Raw genomic sequence first — 25,834 nt, forward strand, 5'->3', positions numbered from 1 at the left:
GAACGCCCGCCGGTGGTGCGGACGGGCCGAGATCCGGGCAAATCCGGTGTTTCCGATCACCCGGACGGTGCAAACCGAATGGTAGTCCCCGTTGGCCAGAATCCTTGCAGCGATACCACTCTCGCCCTGAGGTGGGACAATGCTCACCCGGCGGTTGACGCCGCGCAGGTGCTGTGCGTGAGCGGCGGCACACACACCCCCGACACGTCGGCCAGCAGCAGCCGCGCCCCGAGGACCAGCGAGCACAGCGCAATCGCGCCGAAGGCCAGCACCCACAGCAGGCCCGGGATCCTGGTCAGGTGAGCCAGCTGGTCGGCGTCGGAGTTCGGCTCGTGCGCGCGATTGCGCTGCAACTCGATCACCGGGCGCACCGCGGCCAGCAGCAGGAACCAGGACGCCGCGTACGCCAGCGCCGCCTGGGTGGTGTCGCTGCCGAACCAGGACACCGCGAACACCACGCCGCCGGTCACCAGCAGCGACAGCAGGCCGTACCAGTTGCGGATCTTGAGCAGCAGCACCAGCAGCAGCGCGATGGTCAACCACAGCATGAGGGTGATGCGGTGCGCGCCCAGCAGCGCGGCGTAGGCCAGCCCCAGCAGCGCCGGCGCGGGATACCCGGCCGCCATGGTCAGGATCATGCCGAGCCCATAGGGTTTGCCGCTCGACACGGTGAGTCCCGAAGTGTCGGAATGCAATCGGATGCCGTTGAGGCGGCGGCCGGTCAGCAGCGCGGTGAAGGCGTGGCCGCCCTCGTGGGCGATGGTGACCGCATTGCGCAGAATGCGCCACGTCGGGCGGAACGCCACCAGTATCAGCGCCACCACGCCGGTGCCCACCACCAGCTGCCACGGCGGCGGGGTCTGCGTCGTGGACAACCGGTCCACGATGGTGCTGCCGCGCTGAACGAATTCCGCTGTATCCACGGCCGCACCCTACCGATTCGGCGCGGACCCGGCGATCCGGTCCCAAATCATCGCGTATGCGACAGACTTGCTGTGGGCCGGGGCCGGAGTGAATCGATTGTCAAGGGAGCGTGAGATGTCCGAGTCAGTGCAGAGTTACCCGAGTGCGGCGCCGGTTGGGGTGGACACCACACGCGCCAGCATCGCCCGCGTCTACGACGCCGCATTGAACGGCAAGGACAATTTCGAAGTCGACCGCGCGGTCCTGGACCAGGTGCGCGAGGTCGCGCCCGGGGTCGCCGAATTGGCCTGGGCGAACCGGGATTTCCTGATCCGCGTCTGCCGCTTCCTGGCCAAGGAAGCGGGCATCGACCAGTACCTGGACCTCGGTTCGGGGCTGCCCACCGCGGAGAACACCCACCAGGTCGTGCAGCGCGTGGACCCGGGTTCCTCGGTGGTCTACGTGGACAACGACCCCATGGTGCTGGCGCACGCGCGCGCCCTGCTGGCGGGCAATCCGCGCACCACCATCGTCGAGGCCGACATCTTCCGTCCGTTCGAGGTGGTCAAACACCCCGATATCCGTGAGGAACTGGACTTCAGCCGTCCGATCGCGCTGTTCCAGATCGGCACCCTCCATCACTACGCCGCCGACGATGCCGCCGCCGTCATGCGCAGCTACCTCGACGTACTGCCCTCCGGCTCGTATGTGGCCATCGCCCACTTCCTCGACCCGGAGACCGCCGAACACAGCGACCTGGCGCGCAAGATGGAGGAGAAGTTCGTGCACAGCCCCATGGGCTCGGGCCGCTTCCGCACCCGCGACGAGATCCAGGCCCTGTTCGGCAACCTCACCATGATCGAACCCGGACTCGTCCTATGCGACGAATGGTGGCCCGACGGCCCGCAACTCACGCCGCTGAGCCCGGTCCGCCACTGCATCGCCGGCGGCGTCGGCTTCAAGCCCTAGACGGTCGCGAGGCGGTCGGCCAGGATACCCGCGCGGGCGAGCTGGACCTTGCGGGCCTGGCCGGACGCGAAGGCCATGAGGCCGAAGGGGGTTCGCAGGCGCAGCTCGTCGTCGACGCGGGTGCCCTCGTCGGTGGGGGTGAGGTCGAACCGGTAGCCCATGCGGACGCCGCCGGGGCTGTCGACCTCGCCCCAGACCGCCTTCCCGGGGGTGCCGAGCAGGGCGACGCGAATGCGATTGTCGTGCTTCAGGCCCAGGAAGCGGAAGCGTTCGACGGCGAGGTAGGAACCCTCCTGGACGTCCTCGACCGCGACGACCAGCGGGGAGAGACCGATGTAGTTCTCGGGCCGGATCAGGTGGTCGTAGACGGCCTCGGGGGAGGCGGGGACGGTGAACGTGTTACGGATGATCTTTTCCGGCATGCCCGCACTCTAGCGGTCACCCACGGCGGGGGATCGGGGCCGGAACCGGTCGTGCGGCATCACGATTCGGCGGGGCCGGTCTGAGCCAGCAGGCCGTCGACACAGGCGCGCAAGCCCTGGCCGTAGGTGTCGCGGGCGGCCAGAGCGGGCCAGCGTTCGCCGATCGCGGCCAGCCGGGGAACGCGGTCGGGATCGAGATTGCCGAAGGCGGCGCGGCCCGCGGCGGCGGGGCTGCCGCGGCGCTGGGAGTGGGTGCGGACCAGGATCTCGCCGACGGTGTAGTACCAGATCGAGCGGAAGATGTAGGCGGCCTGCTCGGGGGTGCGGCCGCTGGATTCGGCGGCCGCGAGAATGGATTCGACCGTCCACAGCGCGGATTCGTCCAGCAGTCCGACGAAACCGTCGACGGTGAGGACCTCCGCGGCCCAGGGCCAGCTCGCCAGCAGATCGTGCATGGCGGTGGCGGCCGCGACGATCCGGTCCCGCGGATCCTGGGGCAGCTCCGGGCGTTCGGTCTGATCGGCGTAGTGGTTGAGCAACAGGACCAGCAGATCCTCCTTGTCCTGCACGTGGCGGTAGACCGTGGTCGCACCGATTCCGGCCTCGGCGGCCAGGCCGCGAATGGTGAGCCGCTCCCAGCCGTCGCGGTCGATCAACCGGCGGGCCGCGGTCAGGATCTCCGTGCGGGACGTGACGGGCGGGCGGCCGGTGCGGCCGGAGGAGGCGGTCGGTCGGGACATGTCTGCCATCATGCCCTGTTCGTCTCTCGACAGTGTGACCTGCGGATGCTACTTTCGGAACGTGTTCGCAAAGTCGCCGACAGGTGTCGGCGGCTCATCCCGGAGGAGCTTCCCGTGCGATACCTGATCCTGGCGGCGATCACCGCCCTGTCCTCGGCCGCGGCGACCGGATCGGCTGTGGCGCAACCGGATCCCGGAGGAGCGCCGGGCGCGGTGGTGTCGTCACGGCCCCTTGACGCCGGCGAGCTGATTCCCGGCGCGGCGAGCGGGTATCGCATCACGTACCGGACGACCGGCCAGAACGGCGAGGCGGAGGTCAGTGGCGGCACGATCTACGTGCCCGACGGCGCGACCCCGGCGGGTGGTCGGCCGATGGTGTCGTGGGCGCATGGCACCAGCGGCATGACGGCGGGCTGCGCGCCCACCATCGATGGCGGCATGGCGGACAAGTTCGACGAGACACCGCAGCTGTCAACGTATCTGGCGCGCGGCTACGTGGTGGCCGCGAGCGACTACATCGGCCTGGGCGCGGACGGCGTCTACGAGTATCTGGCCGGGCGCGCGGCGGGCCACGCGGTCCTCGACATCGTGCGCGCCGGCCACGCCGTGGATGCCGGGCTGTCCGAATCCTTCGTGCTGGCCGGGCATTCCATCGGCGGGCAGTCGGTGCTCGCCGCGGCCGGGATGTCCGCCGGCTACGCGCCGGACCTCGACCTGCGCGGCACCCTCGCCTACGCGCCGACCAGCAATGTCGAGGACATCATCGCCCTGCTGAGCCGTCCGGGCGTGCCCGTGCTCCCCGGCCTCGACGGCCTGCACGCGCGGCTCGTCATGATCCTCGCGGGTCTCGACCACGCCCGCCCCGACCTCGGCGTCACCGACTACCTGTCGCCGCACGGCCACGAGGTCCTCGCCATCGCGCGGGCCGGAAACGATTGCCTGGCTTCCCTGGAGGCGGCCGTCACGGGCAAGTCGGTCGGCCAGTTGTTCACCACCGCCCTGCCCGATCCGGTCATGTCGGCGCTGCGCGACTACCTGTCGGTGCCCGCCACCGGGTATCGCGGACCGGTCGTGCTGCTGCAGGGCGGATCCGACACCGTTCAGCCCGTTCCGACCACCGTGCTGCTGCAGCAGCAGCTCCGGTCGGCCGGTACGGACAGCCAACTCGTGCTGCACGCCGCCGCCACCCACTTCACCATCCTGAAATTCGCCGAGCCCGAGGCCCAGGACTTCTTGAACCGCGTGCTCCCGCTCCGCAAATCCTGACTTTTGGGCGGTTTCCTTCCGGCATCATCGGGTAAGCGAACATTGCGGGGGAAAGATCGCGATGGGGGCTGGATGGGTGGTGAGTGATGAGTGAACCGCCACTGGGTGATGGCAAGGCGCGCATACGCACCGACAACGTGGAGCCGGTATCACCGCGATTGTCCGGCGACGTGGGGGTGCGGGTGCGCGCCGACCCCGGACACCTGGAAATGTTGCGCGCGATAGCCGAAACCGTCATGCTCACAGCCGATTTCACCATCGACGTGGCCATCGACATGCGGGTCGCGCTGGATCAGGTCGCCACCGCGATGATCGTGGCGACGGTGCCCGACGCCGCACTCGACTGCGAATTCCGTTACGACGAGCAGTGCGTACGGATTCGCGTGACATCGGTGATCGGCACCGGCGGCGGCCTGATCGAGCACAGTTTCGGCTGGCATTTCGTGGAATCCCTGACCGATTCGATAACGGTCGACACCGATGAATTCGACGTCGTACAACGCGGATACCCGGTGGTCGTGGAATTCACCCGATGCCGGGACGACAGCCGGCAGCCGGAATGAGGCGATAGACCGTCAGGCGCCGGGCCACCGTCATGTGAATCCGGGTGGCCGTGCCGATCACCTCGCCGTCGGCGGCGAGGGGTTCGCGCGAGGAGAGCCGGACGGTCAGTTCCGGTCGGCGGCATTCGCCGTAGAGGCTGGTGCGTCCCAGCGCCGCGAGCCCGGCCGCCAGCAGGATCCGGGTACGCGACCACGGCCGATCGGCACGTAGCCATCGGATATCGAGCAGCCCCGCGGCGAGATGGTCGCGCACGGCCGGGGTGGCGCGCCGCGGATGATAGGAACCGTTGCCGAAGAACAGGACCCACACCTGTCGGAGGTCTCCGTCGACCTCCACTGTGAGGGGTCGGGCCCGGCGCACCGCGGCCACCGCCGCGGCCGCGAGCGCGGGACGCCGCCCCCAGCGCGACCGCCAGGTCCGCCGCAGCCGCACCATCTCCGGGTAGGCGCCCACACTGGCCACATTGAGCACATGCCGGGTTTGCTGCCCGTGCTCGTCGTCGAAGCGGACGCGCGCGATGTCCACGTCCACGGCGTCGCCGGATTCGACGGCCGCGGCCGCCTCGGCCGCGTCGAGGACACCCAGATCGCGGGCGAAATGGTTGCGGGTGCCCGTGGGGAACACCGCCAGTGGCAGACCGCGCCGCAGTGCGACCGTGGCCGCCGCGGCGACGGTGCCGTCACCGCCCGCGACGCCCAGTGCCGTCGGCGGCGGTGTGCAGGCGCGGAACGCGAATTCGAGCCGCCGGGCGGGATCGTCGCCGGGATCGGTGGGGACGAGCGTGGCCCCGGGCAACAGTTCGGCGAGTTCCTGGCTCGGATCGACGGCCGGATCACCCGCGGCCTGGTTGACCAGGACGAGCAGCCCGTTCCCGCCGGGGAGCGCGGGCGTGCCCTGATGCCGCGCGCGGGCGGTGGCTCGAACCGGAGCCGGCCACCAGTGCCGGGTGGCCAGGGCGATCACCGAACCGACCAGTGCGCCCGCCAGAACATCACTGCCCCAATGCGCACCGGTGTGCACCCGCGAATACGCGACCAGACCCGCCAGCGGCACGAGACCCGCGGCGGTACGCGGACTTTCGATCGCGACCGCGGTGGCGAACGCGGCCGCCGCCGCGCTGTGCCCGGAGGGGAACGATGATGAGACGGGCCGCGGGTCCAGGCGCCGGGGCGGGGGCAGCAGATCGGCGGCCGGGCGGCGGCGCGCGATGACCGGCTTGAGAACACCGTTCACCATCACCTCCGCGCCGGTGAGCGCGGCGACGCCGCGGATCGCGGCTTGCCGGTCCGCCCCGCCGCGGACTCCGAGCGTGAGGGCGACGGCCAGCCAGAGCGCGCCGAAATCCGCGCCCCGGGTCAGCCGCAGCAGGCTCGAATCCAGTGCGGAGGCGGGCATGCGCGCGACCGCGGCCGTGACGGCACGGTCGAGGTGGCCGACGCGGTGGAATCGTCGCGCGAGGCCGGTCAGCGTGATTCGCTGCGGCCGAGCCGGATTCGTCGGGTACATGGTCGGAAAGCGCCGGATCACCAATAGCGGGAGCGTCGGCCGATCGGGCGACCGGCGGTGCCGAGCAGCCAGGCGACCGCGCCGATGAGCATCAGGATGACACCGATGGTGGTGAGGATGTGGATGCCGAAGATAATTCCCAGGATCAGCATTACGAGGCCCAGGACGATCATGATTATTCCTTTGTAGAAGCGATCGTGACATTCCGGCAGTTCCCGGTACGCCAGCCGTCAAACACCACGAACATTCGGTGGTGATCTGCCCGAGATCGAGATTTATTCTGTGGCAATACGTCTCTGACCTGGTGCATCGCGTGGGTTTTGGTAGAAGCGGCCATCCCGGCGTCGAAAGCAGGTTCCGCAGCGGACCGATATGGGTACACAATATTCATGCAGTTCAGCCGAATACGGGGTGATTCCGATGACGGGTGACAGCTATGACGATATCGAGCCGCTGCTGAAACAGCTTGCCGTCGCCGTGCACAACGATGCTCCCGAGCGAAAGGCATTGCGCGAGGAAGCGATCGACCGATGCCTACCGCTGGCCGACCACATCGCGCGCAAGTTCTCCGGTCGTGGCGAGTCGTTCGAGGACCTGGTGCAGGTGGCCCGGCTCGGGCTGGTGCAATCCATCGACCGGTTCGACGTCGAGCGCGGGTCGCGGTTCCTGTCCTTCGCGGTGCCCACCATCATGGGCGAGGTCAGGCGCTATTTCCGGGACAGCACCTGGGCCGTGCGCGTACCGCGCCGGGTCAAGGAGACCCAGATCCGCGTCGGCGCCGCCGTCGAAACCCTCGCTCAGCGCCTGGGCCGCATGCCCAAGGCGCGCGAACTGGCCGCCGAACTCGAGGTGGACCAGTCCGAGCTGACGCAGGCCTTGCTGGCCGCCAACGCCTACCAGAGCTCGTCACTGGAAGCGGCCTGTCCCGATGACGGGGAGAACACCCCGCTGGCCATGCTGGACGCCCTGGGGGACGAGGAACCCGGTTATGAGTACGTCGACCAGTACCTCGCCGTCCGCCCGCTCATCGCGGAGCTGCCCGAACGGGAGCGGCGGGTGCTGATCATGCGCTACTTCGAATCGAAGACCCAGAACCAGATCGCGCAGCGGCTGGGGGTCTCGCAGATGCAGGTATCGCGCATCCTGGCGAAAACCCTCGGCCGGCTGCGCGCCGAGTGCCTCGCGACCTGAGCCCGGCGCCCGGCCGCCTGATCAGAATCCCGCCAGACCCGAGGCCAGATCCGGCATCCGGATCGCCTGTATCGCCGCGTCCCGGACCTCCGGGCACGCGGTGGTGGTGGTCTGGTCGATCACCGAGCGATTGCGCATCACGGCGATGTTCACGCCATTGTTGCGCAACGCCCAATCCTGCACGGTGGCATTGAATTTCAGCCGGGCCTCGACGGGGCCTTCCGCGCGCCACTTGTCGACTTCGGGTCGGATCATGTCGCACAGCTGCTTGGCGGCGTTCGCGCCGATGGTCGGTGACCCGGATTCCGGCTGTGGTGAACCGGTTCCCGGTACGCCGGGCTCGGTGCTGTTCGAGCAGCCCACGGCGAGCGCGGCCGCCGTCACGGCCACGCCCAGCCAGCGGGCGAGTGAATGCTGAGATGCCATGACGGAGGGCTCCTTCCAGTGTGCCCGGCGGCTTTCAGTGTGCCCGGTCGGCCGCGGATCGCGCCGCGTCAGCGAGCCGCTCACCGCGCCGCTTGGCCTTCCCGGCGAGGTGGCTGCCCTGATCGCGGGCGGTGTCGAGGAGGTGACCGCCGCGCTCCGCGGCGACATCGCCCCATTGCGCGCCGAGTTCCCTGGCGGAATCCGCGAGCTGGGTTCCCCGGTGCTGGGCCGCCTCGGCCAGTTGTTCGCCGCGATGCTGGACGACGTCGGCCAGACGTTCGCCTCGATCATGCAGTGCGGCGACGAGTTCCGGTCCGTGTTCGCGTGCCGATTCCGCGAGCTGCGCGCTGCGATGCTGCGCGATGTCGGCGAGTCGTTCGCCGCGATCGTGCAGTGCCGCGGCCAGTTCGGGTCCGCGTTCGCGGGCGGTCTCCGCCAGGTGCTCACCGCGGGTCCGCACCGCCGCGGCGAGTTCGGGTCCGTGGACCTTGGCGGCGTCGGCGAGCCGGGTGGGGGCGGAGTCGTCGGCCTGCAGCTTCTCCAGGGCCCGGCGGCCACGCCAGCCGAGCGACGGCTTGCCCTGCCGGTCGGTCGAGGCGATGAGCAGTCCGCCGAGCAGGCTCACGTCCTTCAGCAGCCCGTTGCGCCGGGCCGAACGTCGTTCGGGGTCCTCCTCGGTCCAGAACCCTGGTTCGGTCAGGGCCGACGGGATCACGGTCGCGGCGAGCACGGCGGTGGACAGCCGGGGCAGCTTGCCCAGGGCCAGCAGCGCGCCGCCGCCGACGCGGACCGCCGCGTTGATCCGGACCAGTCTGGCCGGGTCGTCGGGCAGATAGGCCGCGAGCTTGGCCGGCAACCGCTGCTCGCCCTGTCGCACCGCCTCGGTCGCGGTCTTGATCCGGGGATCGGGATGGGTGAGCGTGTCGATTCCGTCGGCGACGAAAGCGGTCGCCAGCAGGGGGTGGGCAATGCGTCGCAGCATGGTGATTCCTTTCCGGAAGGCTGTCTCAGCAGGCGCTGATGTCGTCGCTGTTCCCGGCGTCCTCGTTCTCAAACGCGAAGCCGCGCGCCGCGAGCCGGGGGATGAGGCCACCGGCCAGGACGTCTCGCACCTGACGCGGCGAAAGCCGGTGTCGCACGGTGAAAGTGGATTCCTTGCTCATATCGAGCACCTCGAGCGTGGTGGCGTGGGCGATGGCGTGCAGATCGAGCAGTCGCAGCACGTCATCGCGGTCGATGCGGTCGTAGTCGGTGGGATCCTCGAATTCGAGGGCCAGGACACCGAAGTTGGCCAGGTTCTGCCAATGGATGCGGGCGAAGGATTTGGCGATGACCACCCGCAGACCGAGGTAGCGGGGCGTGATCGCCGCGTGCTCGCGCGAGGATCCCTGACCGTAGTTCTCGCCGGCGACGACGAAGTGCCCGGTGTCGGAAACCTGTTGTGCCCGTTCGGGATAGTGCTCGTCGAGCGGTGTGAAGGCGAACATGGCCAGCTTGGGGATATTGGACCGGTAGGGCAGGGCGCGGGCTCCGGCGGGGGAGATCGCGTCGGTGGAGACATCGTCGCCGAGCTTCAACAGCACCGGTCCGACGATCCGATCCGGCAGCGGCGTCAGCTCCGGCAGGCTGGAGATATTGGGCCCCTTCACCGGCCGCACCAGCCGTGCCCGCTCCGGCTCGAGCGGAGGGACCAGCATCGCCGTATTGACCGAGGCCCGCACGGGCAGTTCGAGTTTCGGATAGTCCATGCCGACCGTGCGCGCCCACTCCCGCGGATCGGTGATCACACCGGTGAGCGCGGAGGCGGCCGCCGTCTCCGGCGAGCACAGCCAGACCGAGTCCTCCTTGGTGCCGGAGCGGCCCGGGAAATTGCGCGGCATGGTGCGCAGCGAATTGCGGCCCACCGCGGGGGCCTGACCCATGCCGATGCAGCCCAGGCACCCGGCCTGGTGGATGCGCGCACCCGCCTCGACCAGGTCGGTGACCGCGCCCATCCGGGTCAGATCCGTGAGGATCTCCCGCGAGGTGGGGTTCACGTCGAAACTGACCTGCGGCACGGTCTGCCGTCCGGCCACCATGGCCGCCGCCATGGCGAAATCCCGCAGTCCCGGATTGGCGCTGGACCCGATCACCGCTTGCGCGATATCGGTGCCCGCCACCTCGCGCACCGGCACCACCGCGCCCGGCGACGACGGCTGCGCGATGAGGGGTTCGAGCGTGGACAGGTCGATGGTCTCCTCGATGTCGTACTCGGCGTCGGTGTCGGCGGCCAGTTCGACCCAGTCGTCCTCGCGGCCTTCCGCGCGCAGGAAGGCGTGGACGGCCTCGTCGCTCGGGAAAACCGTGGTGGTGGCGCCGAGTTCGGCGCCCATGTTCGCGATCACATGCCGGTCCATCGCGGACAGTCCCGCCAGACCCGGCCCGTGGTATTCGATGATGCGCTCGATCCCGCCGCTGACGCCGTGGCGGCGCAGCATTTCCAGGATCACGTCCTTGGCCGAACACCACTGCGGCAGTTCGCCTTCGAGCCGGATACCCCAGATCTGCGGCATCCGCAGGTGCAGCGGCTGACCCGAGATGGCCAGCGCCACTTCCAATCCGCCCACGCCGATGGCGAGCATGCCCAGCGAGCCCGCCGCCGGCGTGTGCGAATCAGATCCCGCGAGCGTCTTGCCCGGCACCCCGAAACGCTGCATGTGCGTGGGGTGGGAGACGCCGTTGCCCGCCTTGGAGAACCACAGGCCGAAGCGCTGGGCGGCCGTGCGGAGATACTCGTGGTCCTCGGCGTTCTTCTCGTCGGTCTGCAACAGATTGTGATCGACGTACTGGACGCTCACCTCGGTGCGTGAGCGATCGAGGGCCAGGGCCTCGAGCTCCTGCATCACCACGGTGCCGGTGGCGTCCTGGGTCAGCGTCTGATCGATCCGGATCGCGATCTCGGTGCCCGGCGTCATCGCACCCGACACCAGGTGCGAGGCGATCAGCGTGCGCGCCAGATTGCCGGGCATGGCATGTGACTAGCCGTTGGTGGCCTGCGGGCCGACGACGAAGGTGGCGTTGCCCGTCGCGTCCAGGCCCGCGTCGAGAATCTTGTCGTCGAAGAACTCCGCGGACCGACGGTCCATGTAGACCCGCGCGCCTTCGGCGGTCAGGACCTCGTCGTCCTCGGACGGCCCGGGCGCGACGGCGAGCTGGAAGCTCTCGGCGTCGTCCGGCGTGGTGATTCGCAATCCGGCGGCCTGTGGAGCGCCTTCCCCGGAGGTGATACCGCGTACCGCTTCGACGGCAGTGGGGGTGAGCATCAGCATAGGTCTTCCTTCCGCTGTCGTGAGCGCCGGACGGACTGCCGGCAGTCGGTCGAGTAACCCGATGCACGGGACCGAAACGTGCCCAGCGGAGGCATCGGGTCCGGAATCGGCGTCGGCGGAACGGGCGGCGACAGCGGATCCGGCGGGCGGGGGATCGGCGGCCCCGGTGTGGGCAGGGGTGCGGGCGGCTCGGGCTCCGGGATGGGTTCGCCCGGCTCCAGCGGTGGGACCGGTTCCGGCGGTCGCACCGGAGGAACCGGGTTTCCGTCCGACCCGATGCCGGATCCGACGTTCTGAGGTTCCATACCGCCCGCATACCCGGCGACGCCCGAGGTATTCGGTTCCGGACATGCTCGCGGAATCATGGCGATCACCGGGGATTCGTCCGATAATCCGACAAAGGGCCCATTGTTGGTAGGAGGCCGGGCGGACATGACCACGAAGACTTCTCGATGGCATCGCCGCCGGACCTTCCTCGCGATGGCCGCGATTCCGGCGGTGCTCGTGCTGACATCCTGTTCCAGCGGAGGCGGGCCCTCGGCCACCACCACCGCCGCCGCACCGGGAGGCGCGTCCACGACCACCGCGCCGGGCAGTTCCGCGCCGGCGAGCAGCGGGCCGGGCGCCACCACGACGTCCCCCGCCGCGGACTTCCCCTACCAACCACTGTGGCCGTTCCGCGACAGCGCCGAAGCCGCAGCCTGGCAGCGGGACGCCGGGTCCGGGCATCAACCCTGGCATCTCGACCCCGCCGCCACCGCGCAGTCCTTCACCCAGCACTACCTCGGGTTCTCGAGTCTGGACAAGATCGTGAAGGTGGCCACCGACGGGGACCAGTCGCGGGTCAGCGTCGGCTTCGACAATCCGAACGGTGTGCCCGTCGTCGCGGCCGTCGTGCATCTGGCCCGGATGGGGCACGGTGACACCGCGCCGTGGGAGGTCGTCGGCACCGACGACACCACCTTCCGGCTGACCACGCCGCGCTACGGCGGCGCGGTCTCGTCGCCGGTGGCCGTCGGCGGCACCATTTCCGGCGTGGACGAGAGCATTCGGGTCCGGATCCTGCGCTCGGATCGGGATCAGCCCGTCGGGCGATCCGCTCCGATTCCCGCGGGCGGTACCGAATCACCCTGGAGCGCCACGGTGTCCGTTTCGGATGCTTGTCCGGCCACGCTCACCATCGTCGCGGCCACCGGGGGTCACGTCGCTGACGTCGAAAGGTTCACCATCACCGGCGTTCGCTGCTGATTCGCTGCGGAATTTGCTGCCGGAGAACCGGACTCGCGGAACTAATCGGGCGTCGCTGTGCCACCGGGGCCGACTTTGTGTGCCTAAGTTGATCTTTCGCGCCACATTCGCGAGGCGGGTGTACCAGAATTGGTTATCCCTCTTCGAAAGGTTGACTCGTGCCCAAGCACTTGATCACGGTGGCGGCGATAGCGATGGTGGCGGCGGCGATCACGGGATGCGGCGATCACCGCAGCGCCCCACTGGTCCCGCCGTCCCCGACCAGCGCGGTACCCGTCCTCGGCGGCGGTCGCTTGCCGGACGTGATCGACATGCCCACGACGACCCCGACCTCGACCGGCCGCACCACCACGACGACCACCAAGGCCGGCTGACGGTCGGATTTCCGCCGCTCGGCTATTTCTGATAGCCGAGCGCGCTGCTGCGCACTTGATCGACGTACACGGCGGAGTGGTTGTACGCCAGGATGGCCTGCCGCCAGCCGTGCGCCGTCGCCAGATCGCCGCCCGCCGCGCACAGGTATCGGCCGGCCGCGAGCGCGGCATCGTCGATATTGTCCGGGCTGCCCGAAAGGTCGCTGGTGGCAACCGGTTTGCCGGCCTTCAACGTGGGGGCGAGGGTGTTGTAGCCGACGGACGCGTGGACGCCCCAGCGTTTCCAGGTGTCGGGGATGAACTGGAACGGGCCCATCGCGCGCGCGTACACCGTATGACCGTTTCGGGCCGTGGCATTGGGGTCGACGATCTGCGCATTGCCACCCGTGCCGTCCAGCGCGATCCCTCGGATCGGCGGTCGCACCGAGCCATCGGTGGCGATGGTCGCGCCGCCGAACCGGGCGTGATTGCTTTCCACCCGGGCGATGCCGGCCAGGGTCACCCAGCCGAGATGGCAACCGGGCTGGGCCTTCGACATGGCCACCGTCGCATAGCCGTACGCCTGCAAGGCCCGCAACGGGATGCCGCTCGTCTCGGAACGCGCACGCGCCCACTCGCGGAGCTGGTCGAGCGGAGACTCGGCCGCGTCGAGGCGGATCGCCGGAATCGACTCGCTCGCGCGCGGCGGCGGTGGATCGGACGATTCGCCGGAGACGCCACAGCCCGCGAGGGCTGCCGCGACCGCGGCCACCAGCAGCGCCGGACGCGCTGTCATCGCCATCGTGCTACTTGGCCGGGACGGGCTTGGGCGTGGTGGGGGCCACCGTCGTGGTCGTCGGTGCCGGCCGGTGCGTCGTGGTCGGTGGTTGCGCGACCGTCGGGCGGGCCGAGGTCGGAACCGGCTTGGGCGCGGTCGTTTTGGTGACCGTGGTCGACGGCGGGGTGCGGCGCGGTGTCGTCGGCTTGGCGGACGGGGTGGTCGTGCGGACGGTGGTCGGGGTCGTCGACGCCTTGGCCGGTGTGGGTGCGGGCGGGACAGTGGTGGTCGTCGTGGTCGCGGGAACCGGGGTGGTCGTGGTTGTCGCGACGGCTGGAACCGGAGTCGTGGTGATGGTCGCCGCCGGTGCCGCGGGGATCGGGGTGGTCGTCACCGCGGCGGCAGGGATCGGGGTGGCGGTGGTGGTCGTCGTCGCCGCGATGGGCATCGGCGTGGCCGGGTCGGTGGTCGTGGTGGTCGGTGTGGGGATGGTCGTCACGGTGGTGAGGCCGGGCGTCAGCGTCGTGATCACGTCGGTCGGCGGGGAGACCTGTGCCGAAATGCCCAGACTCGCACTCACATTCACATTGATGGTCGGACCCGACGACGGGCTCGTGGTCGGCGTGTCGGTCGTCGTCGTGACCGGCGTGCTGGTGGCGGGGTCGGTGGTGTCGGGGCTCGGTGTCTCGGTCCCGGGCACGTCTCCGCTGTCAGGAGTGTCCGCGGCCGGCATGTCGTCCGGCACGGTCCCGTCCTCCGGCGTCTCGGTCACGTCCGCGAGCTCGGTGACCGGCCCGATCTCGGTGGCCGGGTCCGTCTCGGTGGAGGTATCGGAGACCTTCGACGACGCCACGACAGTGCCCGCCCGGTCGTTCTGCGGCGAATCCGCCGTGATCGCGACCCCGCCGACCGCGAGCGCGATCAACGCCATGGTGGCCGCTGTATTGGGCAGATACCGGCGCGCGTCGCGCATCGTCACCACGAATCCTCCTGGAACATCACCACCCTGGGCCTCTGCCAGGACCGGCATATCCTGGAGGCGCCTCGTAGCGCCGAACCCAATGTTCCGGAGCTACAGGATGTTCCACGGGTGAACAGATCGACACATGTCGAATGATCAGGCGCGCGAATGCATCTGAATTACGTCTGTTTCACCTTGATCCACCAGGTCTTCGCCTCCGAACTCGTCGAGCGAGCCGTGGGAATTGATGCGCGAGCGAAAACCGTGGTGGATTCGGCGCTCTGGGGAATTCCTACCCGGCGGTGGCGTTGCCGCCCTCGCGGGCGGCGGCGACGGCGGCCTGGTGGACGGCCTCGGCGAGTTCCTTGGAGTTGGCGGGGACGGGGCTGCCCGCCACCGTGTACCACTCGCGGATCTCATTGTGCTGCACCGTGACCAGTGCGAGGTTGTCGGTGTCGGACCAGAAGGTGCGGAGGGTGATCTCACCGTCGAGGGTTCCGGCTTCCTCGGTGCGGATGCCGCCGGGGCCGGTTGTCACGGTGGTGGTCCAGTCGAGCTTTGTCATTGTTGAGCCCTGCTGTATAGGTGTCGGCTATCGCGGGAGAGTGTACGCAGAAAAAGGCGGCGCCAATCCCGAAATTGGATTCGGAACAGCGCCGCCCTTTTCCTGCGGTGACCACGGCGAAAGCCTCAGGACCCGTTGGTATTTCAATGCGGAATTGTCGATTTCCGCACGGCCGAACTCAGGGCTGTTCGCCGATATTACCGATGACCTGGTTGAGCTGGGCGCGGCCGTCGCTGAGCTGGTAGGTGACGCCGGCGATGGCCAGGCGGCCCGCGTCGACGGCCTGCGAGATGATCTGCGAGCGCTCCATGAGAACGCGCGCGGTCTCGGCGACGTGGCGGGCCTCGAGCTCGTCGACGGTGCTCAGACCCTCGCGGCGGCCGAGCAGGATCGACGGGGTGACGCGCTCGACGAGGCTGCGGATGAACCCGCCGGGCACCGCGCCGCCGTCCAGAGCGTCCAGGGTGGCCTTGACCGCGCCGCAGCTGTCGTGGCCGAGCACCACGATCAGCGGCACGTTCAGGACCTGCACGCCGTACTCGATGGAACCCAGCACCGAGGAGTCGATGACGTGGCCCGCGGTCCGGACCACGAACATGTCGCCGAGGCCCTGGTCGAAAATGATCTCGGCGGCCACCCGGGAGTCACCACAGCCGAACAGGATGGCGGTGGGGTGCTGGCCCGCGACCAGCTCTTCGCGGTGACCGGCGCCCTGCGAGGGGTGGACCTGACTGCCGGACACGAAGCGGTCGTTGCCGTCGCGGAGCGATTTCCAGGCACTGATCGGATTTGAGTGAGGCATATGTCCGATTCTGCACGCTGATCATGATCCGCGTCGACCGGCCCTGCGTTGCGGGGCGGGCGAGCCGGGCCGCCGGACCGTACTGTCGCTTCGATCAGGCAACCATCGATCAGGAGGCGGGGCGCGGGCATGACGACGTCGATCGTGTTGTTCACCAGGGATCTGCGGGTCCACGACAATCCGGCGCTGGCGGCAGCATGTCGCGAGGACAAGTCGGTGGTTCCCTTGTTCGTTCTGGACACCGATCTGCTGGCCCGGGTCGGGGACGCGGCGAACCGGCTGCGGTTCCTGTGCTCGGCGCTGAGCGAGCTCGACGACGAGCTGGGCGCGCGGGGCGGGCGGCTGGTGGTGCGGCACGGCCGGGTGGTCGACGAGGTCGTGCGGGCCGCGCGCGAGGTCGGGGCGCGGACGGTGCACCTCGCGGCGGACGGCACCCCGTACAGCCGGAAACGGGAGGACGCGCTGCGGGAACAGCTTTCGTCGGCCGGATGTGAACTGCGTGCGCACGGCCGCTCGATCACCGCGGTGGATCCCGGTGCGATCCGGCCGGATACCGGGCGCGGGCATTACGCGATCTTCACGCCGTATTTCAACCGTTGGCTGGAGACGCCGCTGCGTCGACCGGTGCCGCCGCCGGTCACCGTGGCCGTGCCGGAAGTGGAGAGCGAGGCGATCCCCGGCGCGGCCGATCTCGACGCGGGTCCCGGGTCGCCGCGGCTGGCGGTCGGTGGTGAGACCACTGGTCGAAAACTGCTCGAGCAGTGGTTGTCCGGTCCGGTCCGCCGCTACGAGGAGGACAAGGACGTCCCCGCCGCCGACGGCACCTCGCGACTGTCGCCCTACCTGCATTTCGGCTGCCTGTCCGTCACCGAGATCGTGACCCGCACCCCCGCCGCCGACCCCGGCGCCCTCGCCTTCCTCCGTCAGCTCGCCTGGCGCGACTTCTACCACCAGGTCCTGGCCGATGAACCCCGCGTCGCCGTGGCCGACTACAAGACGGTGTCCGCCGAGCCCTGGCGGTCCGATCCGCGCGGGGTGGCGGCCTGGCAGGCCGGACGGACCGGCTACCCCATGGTCGACGCGGGCATGCGGCAACTGCTCGCCGAGGGCTGGATGCCGGGCCGGGCCCGATTGATCGCCGCCAGCTTCCTGGTCAAGACCCTCCGCGTGGACTGGCGCATCGGCGCCGAGCACTTCGAACGCTGGCTGGTCGATGGCGACGTCGCCAACAACCGCCTGAACTGGCAGTGGATGGCTGGAACCGGCACCGACACCCGCTCCAGCCGCGTCCTCAACCCCCTCCGCCAAGCCGACCGCTTCGACCCCGAGGGCGACTACGTCCGCCGCTGGCTCCCCGAACTCGCCCAACTGCCCGGCGCCGAGATCCAACGCCCGTGGCGGGCGGGTGTCCTGGCCGCCGACTATCCGCCGCCGATCGTCGAATTCAACGGGATGTGAGCGTGATTCGGCGCGGATCGGCGAGCATTCCCTCCGCGGCGACGCACACCAGGGCCGCGATCGCGAGTGCTGGATGGACGATCCGGTCCCGCATGTCGACGGGGATCAGGCCGAGCAGATCGGCGGGGTGGAGCGCCTCACTGATGGTCGCGAGTAGGTAGGTCGCCGCGACCAGGGTGACGGCGGTGCGGGCGATGCGCGGGCGGAGCAAACCGGCGAGGAGAACGGCGGCGAGCAGCAGCTGCCAGGCCGCTCGCCACCCTGTTCCGGGCATCGAGAACTGTGGTCCGGTCGCGAGAGTGGTGGTGGCGCGGACGGTCAGGAAGATCGTGACCAGCAAGCAATACCAGGTGGTCGGTCGTAATCGACTCATGGTGAAACCCGTTCTGCAGGTGCGTGACTGCTGTTACTGCCATGGTGGCATTAACGTTCGCCACTATACTGCCACTGTGGCAGTAACGACCGATCGAGAACCGCGCCGCCGACGGCAACCGCAGGAAGCGCGCGCCGAGATCCTGAACGCGGCAACGGAATTGCTCCGGACGCGCCCCGCGCACGAAGCGACGGTGGCGGCGATCATGGAACGCACGACGCTGTCCCGAAAGTCGTTCTACGTGTACTTCCGCGATCGGTCCGAGCTGCTCACCACCCTGATCCAGCCCCTGCGCGCCGAAGCGGATGCCGGGCTGGCCCACTGGCGGAACTCCGACGACCCGGTCGCCGGGGGTCGCGCGGCCCTCCTCGCCGCGGCCCGGACCTACCGCCGCCACGGCGCGGTCCTGCGCGCCATCTTCCGGTCGGAAACCGACGACCCGGAGGTGCGCTCGGTGCGGGACAGCCTCGTCGCGGCGGTGGTCGACGTGGCGACCGAGAAGATCGCCGAAGTCGGTGCGCCCCTGCCCGATCCCCGCGGCAGCGCACTCGCACTGGCCACGATGAACATCCACATGCTCCTCGATCTGCGCCCGGACGCCGATGACACCGAGCTCGCCGCACTCGTGGACGTCCTGGCGACGATCTGGGAACGGACCCTCGGGGTGCGCCGCTAGCGTTCGATCCGCGCCCGGGTCCGCCCGGCCGCGGAGGTCACTCCTGGATGCGTTCGTGCACGGTCAGCAGAATGTGGTCGAAGGCCGACACGGTGCCGGGCTGCGCGGGCGGGATATTGGGAAGTTCGCGCAGGAGTTGTTCGGCCAGGGCGCGGAGTTTGGTGTTGGTCTCCTGGGACCGCCACACCAGCAGTTTGAAGGCCTGCTCGTCGTTGATGCGGTACATGCGCATCAGCACGCCCTTGGCCTGCTCGATCACGGCTCGCGCCTCCACCAGCTCGGGCATCCGTTCTTCGAGCGCCTCGCGCTGCGCGCTGATCAGGGTGCCGGCCAGATCGATGTAGAACCCCGCGGTGCCGACCGCGCGACCCTGGTCGAGAATGCGGTCGGCGACCACCATGACGTGATGTTCGTTGCCGTGGGTGTCGATGAACCGGTGCCGGCTCGAGAACGGCTCGCCCAATTCGACGGAGCGGGTGATCGCCTCGGCCACCTTGCCGCGATCGTCGGGATGTTTGTGGGCGAGAAGGAGTTCGGTGGTGGGCTCGATCTCGCCGGGGGTGTAGCCGTGCATGCGATACAGCTCGGCGGACCACTCCCAGCGGCGGGTGGCGAACCAGAACCAGAAGCTCCCCGTCCGCGGGCCCGGATACGCCCCCGCGGCCCACACCAGCGATTCCGCGGGAAGTTCGGCCGAAGACTCCATCGCCCCATTATCCGCCTCGCCGCCGGTGCGGCACCATCGCCCGGCACCCGATTTTCTCGCGTCGAAATGAAATGGCCGACAGCCTGTTTCGGGCGCGGCGACCCGGGTAGGTCCGGAATGTCCCTGAAATCGATATACGGAGGTATATCCCATGTCAGAGCACGAGAAGAGCGGACCTCGGGAAGGCGTCGAAGGCGTGGTCGAGGGCGTCAAGGGCGCGGCCAAGGAAGCCGCGGGCAAGGTCTTCGGCAATGAGGCGCTGCGCGAGGAGGGGCGGGCGCAGCAGGACAAGGCCGAGGCCCAGCGCGATGCCGCCAAGCGGGAGGCCCAGGCCGAGAAGGACCGCGCCCGAGCCGCGGCCGAGGAACAGCGCCAGCGCGCACAACAGCGCCGCTGATCCGGTTCGAACGTAACCACAACGAAATCCCCTGGCTCGCAGCACGACAGGCCGGGGGATTTCCCCTGTCCGCCCTTGCCCCCGGTACGGCGTCGAATGCCTCGTTAGGCGGGCATTTCCTGGGGTATTCGCCCGTCAGGAGAAGGTGATGAGAAATGAGAACTTTCGCGAATGACCGCCGGGTGTGGCGCGGACGTCGCCGCACGGGTGCGAGCAGCATGCTGCTGCTGGTCGTGGTGATCTGGCTGATCATCGGAGCCGTGGCGGCCGGGCAGCGGCACTATTACGACAGCGCGCCGAGCAACTGCGCGAGCGCCGGAACCATCGCGGTCACGATACTGGCGGGCCCGCTCAACTACTTCGGCGTGAACCCCAAGATCGCCGACTGCCATGTCGATGTGCCGCAACCCAGTCCGTAGCGCAGTCGATGAAGACGTGATCGCACTACCCGGAAGCGACGGGCCGAACCCGACGATCGGGGTCGATCCGGAACACGATCGAGCGCGGTGAGAGGATGCCCGAGCGCCAGGATTCGACGGTATCGGACGATCAGGGGTCCGCCGGGCAGTCCGGTTTGCCGGGCCCCCACGGTTCGATGCGCGACGCCGTTCGGCCCGGTCTGCTGATCGGGGTGGTGGGAGTGGTGTTCGGGGACATCGGGACCAGTCCGATCTACACGCTGCGGACCGTGTTCGATCCATCGGATCCGTATCCGGTCCCGGCCGAGCCGGCGAACGTGTACGGCATCGTGTCGCTGGTGTTCTGGTCGGTGATGATCATCGTGACCGTCACCTACGTGCTGCTGGCCATGCGGGCCGACAACGACGGCGAGGGCGGGATCATGGCACTGATCACGCTCGTGCGGCGCTTCGCCGCCCGCGGCCGCCGGCCCGCGGCGATACTGGCGGCTCTCGGAATCTTCGGCGCGGCACTGTTCTTCGGCGACAGCATGATCACCCCCGCCATCTCGGTGCTGTCCGCGGTGGAGGGGATCGAGGTGGTGGAACCGTCTCTGGCCAAGGCGATCGTGCCGGCTACGGCGCTGATCATCGTGCTGCTGTTCATCTTTCAGCATCGCGGCACGGAATCGGTGGGCCGGTTGTTCGGGCCGGTGATGGTGGTGTGGTTCCTGGCGATCGGCGCTTGCGGGATCGGCGGCATCCGGCAACACCCCGCGATCCTGAAGGCGTTGTGGCCGGGCTACGCGCTCGGCTTCCTCACCGGGCACTTCACCATCGCGTTCTTCGCGCTGGCCGGCATCGTGCTGGCCGTCACCGGAGCGGAGGCGCTGTACGCGGATCTGGGGCACTTCGGCCGCCGATCCATCACCACCGCTTGGCTTCTGCTGGTGCTGCCGGCCTGTGTGCTCAGCTACTTCGGGCAGGCCGCCCTGATCCTCGGGACGCGCGCCCACGTGGCGAGCCCGTTCTTCCTGCTGGTTCCGCACTGGGGTCGGCTTCCGATGGTCGCGCTGGCCACCGCGGCGACGGTCATCGCGTCGCAGGCGGTGATCACCGGCGCGTATTCGGTGGCGTCCCAAGCCGCGCGGATCGGTTACCTGCCGCGACTGCGCATCGCTCACACCTCGGAGTCGACGCCTGGGCAGATCTACGTGCCGTGGGTCAACTGGCTGTTGCTGGTGGCGGTACTGACCCTGGTTCTCGCCTTCCGCAGTTCGACCGCGCTGGCCTTCGCGTTCGGGATGGCGGTCACGTGCACGATCACCATCACGACGCTGCTGCTCGGCTACCTCGCCCACGCGATGTGGCGACTGCCGCTGTGGCTCGTCATCGTGGTGTGGACGCCGCTGCTCACGGTGGATCTGCTGTTCGTCGCCGCCAATCTCACCAAACTCCTGCACGGCGCCTGGCTGCCGCTGCTGATCGGCCTGGCCGCATTCGTGGTCATGACGACCTGGCAACGCGGTCGCACCGTGGTCGCCGACGAGCGCGACCGCCTCGAGGGCTCCCTGCGGGAGTTCGTCGACGAGCTGTGGCACGACCCCGCACGAGTGACCATCGTCGACGGCACCGCCGTCTTCCTCAACCGAGGCAAGCAAAGCGTCCCCCTGGCCTTGCGTGCCAATGTCGAGCACAACAGCGTCCGCCACCGCCACACCGTCATCGCCTCGGTGGAAACCGAACCCGTTCCCCGCATCTCACCCGACGACCGCGTCCGCATCGACCACCTCGACTACCGCGACGACGGCATCTTCCACGTCACCGTCCGGGTCGGCTACATGGAACCCCCCGATGTCCCCGCCGCCCTGGCCGGACTCGACACCGACGAGACCGAGGGCGAACTGGACCTACCCCACGCCTCCTACTTCCTCTCCGAAGTGGAACTCCGCCCCGCCGACCACCCCACCATGTCCCGCTGGCGCACCAGGCTCTTCATCGCCACCAGCCACCTCTCCGCCGACGTGGCCGACTACTTCCACCTGCCCCGCCACCGCACGATCACCCTCGGCGAGCGCATCGAGGTCTGACGAGCACGCGGCGTCGACGGGTCACGGGTGTATTTCGGGTCGGAGTGGGTACTCCATGTTCACGGTTGAAAACCAGCAGCCCAGCCTGTGCCGTGGGGCACGGGTGACTCATGATGCGACGCCCCCGGACAGGGGTGCGTCACATGAAACGGACAAGGATCTGATCCTGATGCCGAATTCATTCATCGTCGCTGGTGGACCGGCGATAACCGAGCGATGCGGGCGCGACACGCTGCTGGGGATCACCCACAGCACGCCATCGCCGTCGACAACGGTGGTGACCGCCACCGGCGAGGTCGACTACAACAATGTCGGAGAATTCCGCGAACACCTCGGTTACGCCATCGCCACCAGCACTCGGCTCGTGGTGGTAGACCTGTCGCGGCTGACCTTCCTGAGCATCTCGGGGCTGCAAGCGATTCTGGATGCCGACGACCAGGCCCGCAGCCGGCAGCGAGTACTGCGGGTGGTCACCGGAACACGCTGCGTGGACCGGCTGTTGGAGGTCTGCGGTCAGGACACCGAGCTGGAAACCGCCCCGACGATCGCCGCCGCCTGCACACCGATGACCTGGGTCGCCTAGGGGCGGTTCGGGTACACGGCCGATACGCGGTCACCACGGCATCCCGGCCGGACATCCCGGTGCGATTCGCCTACGTGTTCGCGGAAGTGCCGGCGCGGCAACGGGGTTGGCGGCGTGTCACGCACGCGGTCCCCGCGTGACTGTCCGACCACGAGACTGCCACGGTTCGATCGAACCCCGACGCTGATCAATGATCGGACCGTGGCACGGGCCGCGCGGCATAACGCCGCGCGGCCCTGCTGTCACTGTTGATCAGATTCCGGATCCGCTGCCCGGTCTCGAGCGCACCGAACAACCGCCTCCGGTCATCGAAAAGAGATGTCCGGCATTTTGTTTCGATGGAGGAATCACGGGTAGGCGCGTGTCCGGCCGTACCGAATCCCCGGCCCGCGACAGGGCGGTCCGGGGATTTCGGGTTCAGTGCCGCGCTTGGTGATCGTGCGATCACCAGTAGTGCGCGCGGCCGCCGATCGGTCGTCCGGCCGCTCCGAGCAGCCAGGCGACCGCGCCGATGAGCAGCAGAATGATGCCGATAGTCGTGAGGATGCCGATCCCGAGAACCAGCCCCAGGATCAGCAGAACGAGGCCCAGGATAATCATGACAATTCCTTCGTGGAGGCAAGTCTGGCCTTCACGCGATTCCCGGAATACCGGTCTTCAAACTGTTCGGGAAGTCGGAAAGTTCTTCCGAGGGAAAGGGTTGAGACGGCGACACACGGGTATTGCGACGGCGAATTCAGCGTCCGCACACCCTGACGGCGAGCGCACCAATCTCGGTGCGCAGCATCGCAGGTCATCGACGCGCTCGGGGATAGGGTGGCCGGATGACCGTCTATGCCATCGCACAGCTGAAGTTCACCGACCGCGACGCCTACAACCGGTACCAAGCGGCGTTCATGGATGTGTTCCAGCGGTATTCGGGAACGCTGCTCGTGGCGGATGAGGCGCCGCGGGTGGTGGAAGGGGAGTGGGATCGGGACAAGGTGGTGTTGATGAGCTTTCCCGATGAGGCGGCGTTTCGGGCGTGGGCGGAATCGGATGATTATCAACGGATCTCGGAGGATCGCCGGGCCGGTGCCGAGACCGCGGTGGTGCTAGTGAAGGCGCTTCAGGGATGACGCCCGTGTGGTGTCGCGTCCGGTGAGGGCCGTGATGGTCACGGCCAGGATGGTTGCCGTGGCAGCGGCCAAGGCGGTGGCGGTCCAGCCGAACCAGCCGACCGCCGCCGCGCCGAACGCGGTGCCGAGGCTGCCGCCGATGAAGTAGACGACCATGTAGGCGCTGTTGAAGCGGGCAGGGCTGGTGGGATCGATGGCCAGGACGGTGCTCTGATTGGCCACCTGGGCGGCGAACAGTCCGGCGTCGAAGAGGCCGAGGCACAGCAGGATCAGTGCCGTGTTCGACAAGGTGACGGCGAGGATCGCCGTACTGGCGATCGCCAGCGGCAGGCCGAGCAGAATCACCCGGCGTGCGCCGATGCGATCGGTCCAGGTTCCCGCGATTCGGGTGGCGACAATGCCGAGGAGTCCGGCGAAGGCGTACAGGCCGATCCGTTCGGGGGAGTACGAGAACGGCGGCTGGGACAGGGCGACCGCGAGTCCGGCCCAGATCGCGCAGAAGGCGAAGAACCACAGGGACCCTCGGATCGCCGCCAGGCGCAGTGCCGGATGCCGGGCGAACAGTGCGGGCATTCCGCGCAGGGTCGCGAGATAGCTCGCGGTGGCCGTGCCCGCCGCCGTGGGCAGGGCGACGCGAGCGGCGACCGCGCAGCCGACGCACACCGCGGCGAAAACGAGCAGCATGCCCCGCCACCCCAGGAGATCGGTCAGCCAGCCACCGACGATTCGGCCCGCGAGGATGCCCGCCGAAATGCCCGCCGTCACGATCCCGAGCACCGTGGCCCGCTCACGCGAGGCCGCGAATCTTCCCGCGACCGAACTCAATTGCGCGCCGATCGAGGACCCCGCCCCGACGAGGCCCACCGCGAAGCCGAGCAGCCACGCTGAACCGACCGCGGCCGTGGCGGCCAGAACCGCGGCCAGTACAGCGAATTGAACCGAGACCACCGCGCGTGGCGCATACCGATCGACCAGCGGCACCAGCAACGCCAGCCCCACCAGATATCCGATCGGCCCGCACGCCAACGCCGTGCCCACGGCCGCCGTCGAAGCATGCAGCGATCCGGCCAACTCGGCGATCGCGGGATGCAGCGGATACATGCTCGCGGTCCCGAGCGCGGCCGCGAAGGCCATGAACCACACCGTGGGTGTCCGTAGCACCCGTTCCCGCGAGGACGGAATGACGTCGAGTTCCATGATTCCGACGCTAGGAACACCGTGATCACGCGTCCGGCGGAAATCGGACCCCATAGTTCCCGCGACTACAGGCGATACCACCGGGCGAGAACCGCAGGTCGTCCTACCCCGCCACCGCATCGAACCTGACCATGCGTTGACCTTGACGTTCCTTGGTTCATGGCGTATCCCTCTGGGTACAGCTACCGATGTAAGCGGTATTACGGCGCGTGGGGAGAGGTGGTCCAGGTGTCGATGCGTCCTTCGTGGCCGGCACGACTGTGGCGAGTGCGCCCGTGGAACTCCAGTCCGTTGATGCGTGTGTCGGATCGGGCGGAGGTGGTGTTGCGGGCGCTGGCCGTGGTGGTGGTGGCCGCGGCGGTCCCGGTGGCGGGTGCGGTGGGGACCGTCAGTTATACGGGGGCGCAGGCCCGGATCGTGGCACAGGATTCGGGGAAGGTCCGGGTCGTGGCCACGGAGACCGCGGATTCGATGCGGGTGCCGGATTCGGATCGGTACGCGACGCATCAGGTGCGGTATCAGGCGCCGGTGCAATGGGACAACGGCGGGAAGATCGCGACCGCGACGGTGGACGTGCCGGGGCCGCAGGTCGCGGGGGCAACGGTGACACTGTGGACCAAGAACGGGCAGCCGACCATCGCGCCGTCGCGGCCCGGGTCCGCGGCCGCGGAGGGGATCGGGACCGGGCTGGCGATCCTCGTCGAAACCTGGTGTGCGGCGGCGGCGACCGTGTGGTTCACCGGGACCGTGCTCGACGCCCGGCGGTACGCGCGCTGGGAGCGGGAGTGGCGCGGGATCAATCGCCCGATCGGCAAGGACACGCTGTAACTCTCCCG

At 68.8% G+C, this 25,834-nt stretch carries 31 protein-coding genes; 14 read left to right on the plus strand and 17 right to left on the minus strand.

Going from position 1 to position 25,834, the window contains the following annotated elements:
• Positions 1-143: 143 nt before the first annotated feature.
• Positions 144-923 carry a M50 family metallopeptidase gene (locus ABZ382_RS05635; RefSeq protein WP_357084602.1) on the minus strand — a complete coding sequence of 260 codons (780 nt, stop codon included), beginning with the start codon at positions 921-923 and terminating at the stop codon, positions 144-146.
• A 115-nt stretch (positions 924-1,038) separates the two neighbouring features.
• On the opposite strand from ABZ382_RS05635, the gene ABZ382_RS05640 reads away from it, so the two are divergent.
• Positions 1,039-1,872, plus strand: coding sequence for an SAM-dependent methyltransferase (locus ABZ382_RS05640; protein WP_357084605.1), 834 nt, complete (start codon positions 1,039-1,041; stop codon positions 1,870-1,872).
• Here the strand turns inward: ABZ382_RS05640 and ABZ382_RS05645 are convergent.
• Together ABZ382_RS05645 and ABZ382_RS05650 are read right to left on the minus strand one after the other, a co-directional pair.
• A complete protein-coding gene (locus ABZ382_RS05645; protein WP_357084608.1) occupies positions 1,869-2,294 on the minus strand; it encodes an SRPBCC family protein in 426 nt (141 codons plus the stop codon). The genes ABZ382_RS05640 and ABZ382_RS05645 overlap by 4 nt on opposite strands.
• A gap of 59 nt (positions 2,295-2,353) precedes the next feature.
• Positions 2,354-3,034 carry a TetR/AcrR family transcriptional regulator gene (locus ABZ382_RS05650; RefSeq protein WP_357084611.1) on the minus strand — a complete coding sequence of 227 codons (681 nt, stop codon included), beginning with the start codon at positions 3,032-3,034 and terminating at the stop codon, positions 2,354-2,356.
• Positions 3,035-3,148: 114 nt separating this feature from the next.
• Here ABZ382_RS05650 and ABZ382_RS05655 point away from each other — a divergent pair, with 114 nt between their 5' ends.
• Together ABZ382_RS05655 and ABZ382_RS05660 are read left to right on the plus strand one after the other, a co-directional pair.
• Complete coding sequence (locus ABZ382_RS05655) at positions 3,149-4,300, plus strand: lipase family protein (RefSeq protein WP_357084614.1); 1,152 nt, start codon at positions 3,149-3,151, stop codon at positions 4,298-4,300.
• Positions 4,301-4,386: 86 nt separating this feature from the next.
• A complete protein-coding gene (locus ABZ382_RS05660; protein WP_357084617.1) occupies positions 4,387-4,863 on the plus strand; it encodes an anti-sigma factor in 477 nt (158 codons plus the stop codon).
• On the opposite strand, the gene ABZ382_RS05665 is transcribed toward ABZ382_RS05660, so the two are convergent.
• Positions 4,826-6,391, minus strand: coding sequence for a phosphatase PAP2 family protein (locus ABZ382_RS05665; protein ID WP_357085877.1), 1,566 nt, complete (start codon positions 6,389-6,391; stop codon positions 4,826-4,828). The genes ABZ382_RS05660 and ABZ382_RS05665 overlap by 38 nt on opposite strands.
• Complete coding sequence (locus tag ABZ382_RS05670; RefSeq protein WP_357085879.1) at positions 6,388-6,582, minus strand: DUF6131 family protein; 195 nt, start codon at positions 6,580-6,582, stop codon at positions 6,388-6,390. The genes ABZ382_RS05665 and ABZ382_RS05670 overlap by 4 nt, the downstream gene beginning before the upstream one ends.
• 208 nt (positions 6,583-6,790) lie before the next feature.
• Between ABZ382_RS05670 and ABZ382_RS05675 the strand changes: the two genes are divergently transcribed.
• Positions 6,791-7,561, plus strand: a complete 771-nt coding sequence (locus ABZ382_RS05675; RefSeq protein WP_357084620.1) for an RNA polymerase sigma factor SigF — start codon at positions 6,791-6,793, stop codon at positions 7,559-7,561.
• Positions 7,562-7,582: 21 nt separating this feature from the next.
• Here the strand turns inward: ABZ382_RS05675 and ABZ382_RS05680 are convergent, their stop codons facing one another.
• The 4 genes from ABZ382_RS05680 to ABZ382_RS05695 are packed head-to-tail and all read right to left on the minus strand — an operon-like array spanning position 7,583 to position 11,289.
• The gene (locus ABZ382_RS05680) at positions 7,583-7,987 is read right to left on the minus strand and encodes a hypothetical protein (RefSeq protein WP_357084623.1); all 405 of its coding nucleotides are present in this window, start codon (positions 7,985-7,987) and stop codon (positions 7,583-7,585) included.
• A 34-nt stretch (positions 7,988-8,021) separates the two neighbouring features.
• On the minus strand, positions 8,022-8,969 hold the full coding sequence (locus ABZ382_RS05685) for a hypothetical protein (RefSeq protein ID WP_357084625.1): 948 nt from the start codon (positions 8,967-8,969) through the stop codon (positions 8,022-8,024).
• Positions 8,970-8,994: 25 nt separating this feature from the next.
• The gene (locus tag ABZ382_RS05690) at positions 8,995-10,995 is read right to left on the minus strand and encodes an aconitate hydratase (RefSeq protein ID WP_357084628.1); all 2,001 of its coding nucleotides are present in this window, start codon (positions 10,993-10,995) and stop codon (positions 8,995-8,997) included.
• A gap of 9 nt (positions 10,996-11,004) precedes the next feature.
• The gene (locus ABZ382_RS05695; RefSeq protein ID WP_357084631.1) at positions 11,005-11,289 is read right to left on the minus strand and encodes a hypothetical protein; all 285 of its coding nucleotides are present in this window, start codon (positions 11,287-11,289) and stop codon (positions 11,005-11,007) included.
• 438 nt (positions 11,290-11,727) lie between these two features.
• On the opposite strand from ABZ382_RS05695, the gene ABZ382_RS05700 reads away from it, so the two are divergent.
• Positions 11,728-12,543, plus strand: coding sequence for a hypothetical protein (locus ABZ382_RS05700; protein WP_357084634.1), 816 nt, complete (start codon positions 11,728-11,730; stop codon positions 12,541-12,543).
• A 158-nt stretch (positions 12,544-12,701) separates the two neighbouring features.
• Entirely contained in the window at positions 12,702-12,917 is a 216-nt protein-coding gene (locus ABZ382_RS05705) for a hypothetical protein (RefSeq protein WP_357084636.1), read from the plus strand.
• Between the two features lie 22 nt (positions 12,918-12,939).
• On the opposite strand, the gene ABZ382_RS05710 is transcribed toward ABZ382_RS05705, so the two are convergent.
• From ABZ382_RS05710 to ABZ382_RS05725, 4 genes are all read right to left on the minus strand, one after another.
• Positions 12,940-13,692, minus strand: a complete 753-nt coding sequence (locus tag ABZ382_RS05710) for a lytic transglycosylase domain-containing protein (RefSeq protein WP_357084639.1) — start codon at positions 13,690-13,692, stop codon at positions 12,940-12,942.
• Between the two features lie 10 nt (positions 13,693-13,702).
• On the minus strand, positions 13,703-14,656 hold the full coding sequence (locus ABZ382_RS05715; protein ID WP_357084642.1) for a hypothetical protein: 954 nt from the start codon (positions 14,654-14,656) through the stop codon (positions 13,703-13,705).
• Between the two features lie 271 nt (positions 14,657-14,927).
• Positions 14,928-15,200, minus strand: a complete 273-nt coding sequence (locus ABZ382_RS05720; protein WP_357084644.1) for a hypothetical protein — start codon at positions 15,198-15,200, stop codon at positions 14,928-14,930.
• A gap of 178 nt (positions 15,201-15,378) precedes the next feature.
• Positions 15,379-16,002 carry a carbonic anhydrase gene (locus ABZ382_RS05725; protein WP_357084647.1) on the minus strand — a complete coding sequence of 208 codons (624 nt, stop codon included), beginning with the start codon at positions 16,000-16,002 and terminating at the stop codon, positions 15,379-15,381.
• A gap of 129 nt (positions 16,003-16,131) precedes the next feature.
• Here ABZ382_RS05725 and ABZ382_RS05730 point away from each other — a divergent pair, with 129 nt between their 5' ends.
• Positions 16,132-17,460, plus strand: a complete 1,329-nt coding sequence (locus tag ABZ382_RS05730; protein WP_357084650.1) for a deoxyribodipyrimidine photo-lyase — start codon at positions 16,132-16,134, stop codon at positions 17,458-17,460.
• Here ABZ382_RS05730 and ABZ382_RS05735 read toward each other — a convergent pair.
• Complete coding sequence (locus tag ABZ382_RS05735) at positions 17,447-17,833, minus strand: DUF4383 domain-containing protein (protein WP_357084653.1); 387 nt, start codon at positions 17,831-17,833, stop codon at positions 17,447-17,449. The genes ABZ382_RS05730 and ABZ382_RS05735 overlap by 14 nt on opposite strands.
• 76 nt (positions 17,834-17,909) lie before the next feature.
• On the opposite strand from ABZ382_RS05735, the gene ABZ382_RS05740 reads away from it, so the two are divergent.
• Positions 17,910-18,509: a helix-turn-helix domain-containing protein gene (locus ABZ382_RS05740; RefSeq protein WP_357084656.1), complete on the plus strand. Its 600-nt coding sequence runs from the start codon at positions 17,910-17,912 to the stop codon at positions 18,507-18,509.
• 37 nt (positions 18,510-18,546) lie between these two features.
• Here ABZ382_RS05740 and ABZ382_RS05745 read toward each other — a convergent pair whose 3' ends face one another.
• Positions 18,547-19,215 carry a PAS and ANTAR domain-containing protein gene (locus ABZ382_RS05745; protein ID WP_357084659.1) on the minus strand — a complete coding sequence of 223 codons (669 nt, stop codon included), beginning with the start codon at positions 19,213-19,215 and terminating at the stop codon, positions 18,547-18,549.
• A 151-nt stretch (positions 19,216-19,366) separates the two neighbouring features.
• On the opposite strand from ABZ382_RS05745, the gene ABZ382_RS05750 reads away from it, so the two are divergent.
• The 4 genes from ABZ382_RS05750 to ABZ382_RS05765 all read left to right on the plus strand — a co-directional run bounded on the left by ABZ382_RS05750 (position 19,367) and on the right by ABZ382_RS05765 (position 22,683).
• A complete protein-coding gene (locus tag ABZ382_RS05750) occupies positions 19,367-19,612 on the plus strand; it encodes a CsbD family protein (RefSeq protein WP_357084662.1) in 246 nt (81 codons plus the stop codon).
• 218 nt (positions 19,613-19,830) lie between these two features.
• On the plus strand, positions 19,831-20,031 hold the full coding sequence (locus tag ABZ382_RS05755) for a hypothetical protein (RefSeq protein ID WP_357085881.1): 201 nt from the start codon (positions 19,831-19,833) through the stop codon (positions 20,029-20,031).
• Positions 20,032-20,207: 176 nt separating this feature from the next.
• On the plus strand, positions 20,208-22,100 hold the full coding sequence (locus ABZ382_RS05760) for a KUP/HAK/KT family potassium transporter (RefSeq protein WP_357085883.1): 1,893 nt from the start codon (positions 20,208-20,210) through the stop codon (positions 22,098-22,100).
• 169 nt (positions 22,101-22,269) lie between these two features.
• Entirely contained in the window at positions 22,270-22,683 is a 414-nt protein-coding gene (locus ABZ382_RS05765) for an STAS domain-containing protein (RefSeq protein ID WP_357084664.1), read from the plus strand.
• 444 nt (positions 22,684-23,127) lie between these two features.
• On the opposite strand, the gene ABZ382_RS05770 is transcribed toward ABZ382_RS05765, so the two are convergent.
• Positions 23,128-23,283, minus strand: a complete 156-nt coding sequence (locus ABZ382_RS05770; RefSeq protein WP_357084667.1) for a hypothetical protein — start codon at positions 23,281-23,283, stop codon at positions 23,128-23,130.
• 224 nt (positions 23,284-23,507) lie between these two features.
• Here ABZ382_RS05770 and ABZ382_RS05775 point away from each other — a divergent pair, with 224 nt between their 5' ends.
• Positions 23,508-23,801: a DUF1330 domain-containing protein gene (locus ABZ382_RS05775; RefSeq protein WP_357084670.1), complete on the plus strand. Its 294-nt coding sequence runs from the start codon at positions 23,508-23,510 to the stop codon at positions 23,799-23,801.
• On the opposite strand, the gene ABZ382_RS05780 is transcribed toward ABZ382_RS05775, so the two are convergent.
• Entirely contained in the window at positions 23,778-24,998 is a 1,221-nt protein-coding gene (locus ABZ382_RS05780) for an MFS transporter (protein WP_357084673.1), read from the minus strand. The genes ABZ382_RS05775 and ABZ382_RS05780 overlap by 24 nt on opposite strands.
• Before the next feature lie 294 nt (positions 24,999-25,292).
• Here ABZ382_RS05780 and ABZ382_RS05785 point away from each other — a divergent pair, with 294 nt between their 5' ends.
• The gene (locus ABZ382_RS05785; RefSeq protein ID WP_357084676.1) at positions 25,293-25,826 is read left to right on the plus strand and encodes a hypothetical protein; all 534 of its coding nucleotides are present in this window, start codon (positions 25,293-25,295) and stop codon (positions 25,824-25,826) included.
• The last annotated feature ends 8 nt before the right edge of the window (positions 25,827-25,834 follow it).

This window comes from Nocardia sp. NPDC005825 (assembly GCF_040630175.1).
In the GTDB taxonomy this organism is placed as follows: domain Bacteria; phylum Actinomycetota; class Actinomycetes; order Mycobacteriales; family Mycobacteriaceae; genus Nocardia.